The 5,189-nt window shown below is 72.4% G+C and carries 5 protein-coding genes; all 5 read right to left on the bottom strand.

All coding sequences use genetic code 11. The annotated features are described in order from the left end of the window. Positions 1 to 858 (bottom strand): leucyl aminopeptidase (locus FJ251_13220; GenBank protein MBM4118667.1); only part of this gene is annotated, 858 nt, incomplete at its 3' end. After that, positions 855 to 1,262, bottom strand: coding sequence for a molybdenum cofactor biosynthesis protein MoaE (locus tag FJ251_13215; protein ID MBM4118666.1), 408 nt, complete (start codon positions 1,260 to 1,262; stop codon positions 855 to 857). The genes FJ251_13215 and FJ251_13220, both read right to left, overlap by 4 nt. Before the next feature lie 3 nt (positions 1,263 to 1,265). Then, on the bottom strand, positions 1,266 to 1,739 hold the full coding sequence (locus FJ251_13210; GenBank protein ID MBM4118665.1) for a MoaD/ThiS family protein: 474 nt from the start codon (positions 1,737 to 1,739) through the stop codon (positions 1,266 to 1,268). Further along, positions 1,520 to 3,325: a hypothetical protein gene (locus FJ251_13205; protein MBM4118664.1), complete on the bottom strand. Its 1,806-nt coding sequence runs from the start codon at positions 3,323 to 3,325 to the stop codon at positions 1,520 to 1,522. The genes FJ251_13210 and FJ251_13205 overlap by 220 nt, the downstream gene beginning before the upstream one ends. After that, entirely contained in the window at positions 3,322 to 5,034 is a 1,713-nt protein-coding gene (locus tag FJ251_13200; protein MBM4118663.1) for a cytochrome c biogenesis protein ResB, read from the bottom strand. The genes FJ251_13205 and FJ251_13200 overlap by 4 nt, the downstream gene beginning before the upstream one ends. Positions 5,035 to 5,189: the final 155 nt, after the last annotated feature.

Genomic DNA, 5,189 nt, shown 5'->3' with positions numbered 1-5,189 from the left:
GGGGCCCATGTCCCACTTCATCTCGTGCATGTCGGCGGCGGGTTTGATGCTGATGCCGCCCGAGTCGAAGGTGACGCCCTTGCCGACCAGCACCACCGTCCGGGTCGCGCCGGCCGGCGCGTAGTCGAGGATGATGAGCCGGCTCGGCTCGGCGCTGCCGGCGCCGACGGCGAGGATGGCGCGGCAGTTCTCGGCTGCCAACTCGGCCTCCTCGAGCACGCGGCAGGCGACGGTGCCGCCCGCGGCGGCGGCGATCGCCTGCGCGGCGTCGGCGAGCGCGCGCGGCGTCACCGCGTTGGCCGGGCCGTTCATCAGCTCGCGCGCGAGGGCGACACCCTCCGCGTGGCGCGCGGCGCGCGCGAGCGCCGCCGCGGCGGCCGCCGGCTCGGCATCCGGCGCGAGCAGCAGTACGGCCTCGTTCAGGTGCTTGGCGCGCGCCTCGCCGTTCTTGAGGTAGCGATCGTACTTGTAGCCGGAGAGCAGGAGCCCGGCCGCCAGCTCGCCGAGATCCGCCGCCGGCGGCAGCACGACCAGCGCGCTCTCGGCGCCCAGCTCGGCGAGGGCGCACTGGGCCGCGGCGGCGGCGGCGCGCCAGGCGCGCGGACCGCGCTGGGCGCTGCTGCCCAGGCCGGCCAGGAGCCAGCGGCGGTCGGGCTGGCCAGCGCCTCGCGGCTCGTAGAGCAGGCAGGTCGCGCCGCGCTTGCCGCGGAAGTCGCCGCGCTCGCGCAGGGCGGCGATGCGCCCCGCCAGCGCCAGGGGGCGCCCGGCGGCCTCGAGACCGTTCTCCTCGCTGACGAAGACGACGACGTTCGCCTGCTCTTCGACGGCGGTGGCGCTCTCCGCGCGGATGCGCATCATCGCGGCTCCTCCCCCGCGCCGCCTGGGGGGACGGCGCTCTTCCAGATCGGCACCACTTCCTTGAGACGATCGACGAAGGCGGCGGCGGCAGCGAAGGCCGCCGCGCGGTGGGGCGCGCCGACGGCCAGGGCCAGCGAGGGCGTGCCGACGGCGAGCCGGCCCACGCGGTGGTGCGCGGCCAGGGCGAGCGGACCCCAGCGTGCGCCGAGTTCCGCGGCGATGGCCGCCATCTGCCGCTCGGCCATCGGCGCGTAGGCTTCGTAGTCCAGGGCGGCGAGGCCGGCCTCGGCGCGCACGACGCCGAGGAAGCCGACGACGGCCCCGTGCTCCGCGGCGGCCACCGCGGCTAACAGCGGCTCGAGCGCGAGCGGCTCCGCAGTGATCAGGAAGCGCGGCGTCGCCATCGCCTACCCCCCGGAAACGGGCGGGAAGAAGGCCACCTCGTCGCCGTCGGCCAGCGCGCGATCGGCGCGGGCGTGTTCGAAGTTGATCGCCGCCAGGCGCGCGGCCCTCAGGGTCGCGAGCGCCGGCCACTCGGCGCAGAGATCGAGCCAGAGCGACTCGAGGGTGCTGCCGGGCGCGAGGCTGCGGGTCAAGGAGCCGGCGCCCGCCGCCTGGCGGAAGGCGCCGAAGAGCTTCACCGTGACCCGCAGCGCCCCGCTCACGCGGGCGTTCCCCGCCCCCACTGGCGGCGCCGGTCGGCGAGCCAGGAGAGGGCGATCAGCGCGAAGGCGATCGCGACCGCCAGGTAGACCCAGTTCGGGATCTTCACCGGATCGCCGGCGGCGTAGGAGTGCAGGCCGGCCAGGAAGTAGTTGACGCCGAAGTAGGTCATGATCACCGAGGAGATGCCGAGGAAGCTCGCCGCCGCCACCGGCCAGGGCCCCTTCACCGCGGGGATGAAGCGCATGTGGCTGACCGCGGCGTAGACGAGGATCGTCACGAGGCTCCAGGTCTCCTTGGCGTCCCAACCCCAATAGCGCCGCCAGGACTCGTTGGCCCAGACGCCGCCGAGGAGGGTGCCGATGCTCAAGAGGCCGAGGCCGCTCACGACCACGTACCAGTGCAGGTGGTGGATCTGCCCGATGGCCTCCTGCACCGTGCGCCGGCCCGGGGCCTTGAAGAGGTAGAGGATGAGGACACTCAGGGCCATCAGCGCCGAGAGTCCGAGGAAGCCGTAGCTGCTCGTGATGACCGTGACGTGGATGTTCAGCCAGTAGCTCGCCAGCACCGGCACCAGGGGCCCGATCGCCGGATCGAAGGTCGAGAGCAGGGCGACCGCGAGCACCACGCCCGTCAGCAGGGCGCCCAGGCTGGCGATCAGGGCGTGGCGATCCTTCAGCTCGAAGAGGAGGCCGGCGACGCCCACCATCAGGCTGATCCAGATCAGCGACTCGTAGCCGTTGGACAGGGGCGCCCGGCCGGAGGCCACCCAGCGCAGGATGAAGGCGCCCAGATGCACGAGCAGGGTCAGCCAATAGAGCAGCGAGCCGAGCAGGTAGAGCGGCTGGCGCAGCGAGTAGCCGGCGCCGCCGCGGCGGGCGAGGCTGTGCACGTAGGCCGCGAGCAGCAGCGCCCAGGCGAGGAGGTAGAAGGGAATGACGCGCAGGAAGGGCTGCTGCGCGTTGAGCAGCAGCTCGGCGACCAGGGCCTGGTCCTTGACCTCGACGGCGGCCCCGTACTTGTCCTGCAGCCCGCGGACGATGGCGGCGGCGGCCCGGATCTCGCCGTCGTCACCGGCGGCGAGCGCGCCGAAGAGCGCCTGGTTGGCGCGCTGGAACTCCGCCAGGCGCGGATCGCCGCGGAGCTGCTGGCTCAGGCGGTCCATGGCGAGCCAGGTGTGCTTCTCGTCCTCGGGCACCGGGTAGAGCCGCAGCGTGCTCTGCTGGAAGTTCATGAAGAGCAGGTTCACCCGCTCGTCGAAGGTGAGCAGCTGTCGCTGCAGCTTGCTGCGCTCGCGGTCGGCCGTGCGCAGGGCCTCCTCGACATCGCTCGTCAGCAGGTATTGCCCCGAGGCGTCGAGCAGGCTCGCCGCGCTGACCGCGCGGGTGGCGGCGTCGACACCGAGGCGGTCCTTGAGACCCGGGTAGCGGACATTGATCACCGGCTTGTCGAACCAGTAGCGCGGCGCGAGCATCCAGCTCAAGTAGAGGTCCAGCGGCTCCCAGTCCTCGAAGTGCGAGCGCTTGGTGATCTTCATCACCATCTCGCGGCTGAGGGTGTCCAGGGGCTTCATGCGGCCCTGGAAGTCCTGCACCGTGAGGCGACGCAGCGCGTCGCGCGCGGCGGGGCTGAGGAAGTTCTTCACCGGCGGCGGCGGCGGTGTGTGGACGTGGCCGGCATGGGGATCGGCAGCCGGGGCTTCGCCGCCGGACTGCGCGCGGACGGGAGCGGACGCCGGCCACTGGCTGAGAAGCAGCGCGAGCAAGAGGGCGCCGAGCGGGCGCGCGAATCGGCGGCGGATCATGCCTCCTCCTTCCGGGGCAGGTGACGATCGGCGTCGAGGCGGGCGAGCAGGCCCTTGCCGAGGATGAGCAGGAAGCCCAGGCCGATCAGCATGTAGCCGATGTAGGTGGGCCACTTGCCGGGGTCGTGGTTCACGGAGAGCACGGTGCCGCGCTGGTCCTGGTCGTAGGAGGACTGGAAGTGCTTGTAGCCGCGGTAGGTGAGCGGGTGGTTCATGTAGATGCGCACGGGCCGGCCGTCGATACCGGCCGCCTCGTCGAAGAGCTTGACGTGGCTCTCGTAGCTGGCCGGGTTGCTGCTGCCGGGGTAGGTGACCAGGAGGAAGTCGTCGAGCTCGAGGCGGTAGGGCACCGCGATCAGCTTGGGTCCGAAGTCCAGCCTGAGATCCTGCCCGCCCAGCGCGAGGCGGGCGGTCTCGCCGCGGATCGCGACCACCTCCCCGCTCACGCCGCCCGGCCCCTCGACGACGAGGCGCGCCGCGGCGGGCGCGTGCTCGTCGTCGCTGAGCACCGGCGCCAGACGGGCGTGCGGCAGAAAGAGCGTGGCCACGAGGGAGAAGCTGCCCGCACGGTGCAGGGTCATCAGGCTCGGCGTGAAGGCCTCGCCCGCCGGCAGGACGTGATCGGCGGCGCCGCTCGCCATGTCGACGACCTCGAGCGGGAAGCTGGCGCGCGCGCGCAGGGCGCCACCCTCGACGGCAAGGTCGACGCTGCGCCCGTACTCGTAGCTCAGCGCGAGCTCCGCGAAGGCCGCCTCCCCCCCGGCGTGGTTCATGCCGAAGTCGGGGAAGAACGCGAAGAGCACGCGCTCGCCCTGAGTGCCGTCGGGCCCCGTGATCGCGACGCGCACCATCGGGTTCGTGAGCGCCTCGGGCTCGGGCCGCTCGTTGCGCCGCGCGTAGTCGGGGTGGAACTCGCTGATGCGCAGGCGGTGGCCGGCGATCGTTGCGCTCTGCGCGGGATCGCGGCTCACGGGCAGGCTCGCGCTCCGGTCGCCCAGGCGCGCGCGGATCGCGCCGAGGGGCGCCGCTTCGCCCGCCGGGGGCAGGGGCCCCTCGTGGAAGACGAGCTGGGTGTCGCCCGCGCGCAGGCTCTCGCCGGGACGCAACTGCTGGCGCTCCATGCCGCGCTCGCCGGCGACGGCGAGGCCGAGGGCGGCCGGTCCGCTGTCGGCGGGCACCAGCTCCTCGGCGAAGCGCGGCCAGTACTCGGCCACCCGCACCCGGTAGTGCTCGCCGCCCAGCGCGAGCTTGCCGCTGGTCCGGCTCGCTCCGGCCTTCCAGAGCAGGACGGGGAAACCCGCGCTGGCGCCGTCCCGGCCGAGTTGGATGTAGTCGCGGCTGGACTGGATGCTGCTGCTGGACTGCCCCTCGCGGATGTGCATCATCCCCTCGTAGCCGAAGTAGCGGGTGATGCCCGCGCTGACGAGGATGACGATGACCGACAGGTGCACGAGGAAGAAGCCGTACTGGCTGGGCTTGTAGGGCGCCCGCAGCAGGAGCAGCGCGATCAGGTTGACGATGAGGAGTCCGATCGTCAGCTCGAACCAGAAGGCGTCGTAGACGAGGGCCCGCGCGGCCGGCGTGCCGGAGGCGGACTCGATGAAGGTGGCGACGCCGCTCGCGATCGCGAACAGGAGCGTGAGGGCGATCATGAGCTGGAGCGAACCCAGCGCGGAGACGATCCGATTGCGACGCAGGCGCGCGTTCATGGGGCCTTCCTCGTTGGGGATGCCTGGACGGCGCCCCCGCCCCCGTCCCGGGCGGCGGGAGACCGGCAGCCCGTCCAATTAAGCACAGCGCTCGAGAAATCGCAAACGAGATGATTCTGAACTACTTAGCCAGAGGATCGGGCCCCCGGTGACAA

The organism is bacterium (genome assembly GCA_016873475.1).
Taxonomy (GTDB): domain Bacteria; phylum Krumholzibacteriota; class Krumholzibacteriia; order JACNKJ01; family JACNKJ01; genus VGXI01.
This window is presented reverse-complemented; position numbering and strand designations above follow the sequence as displayed.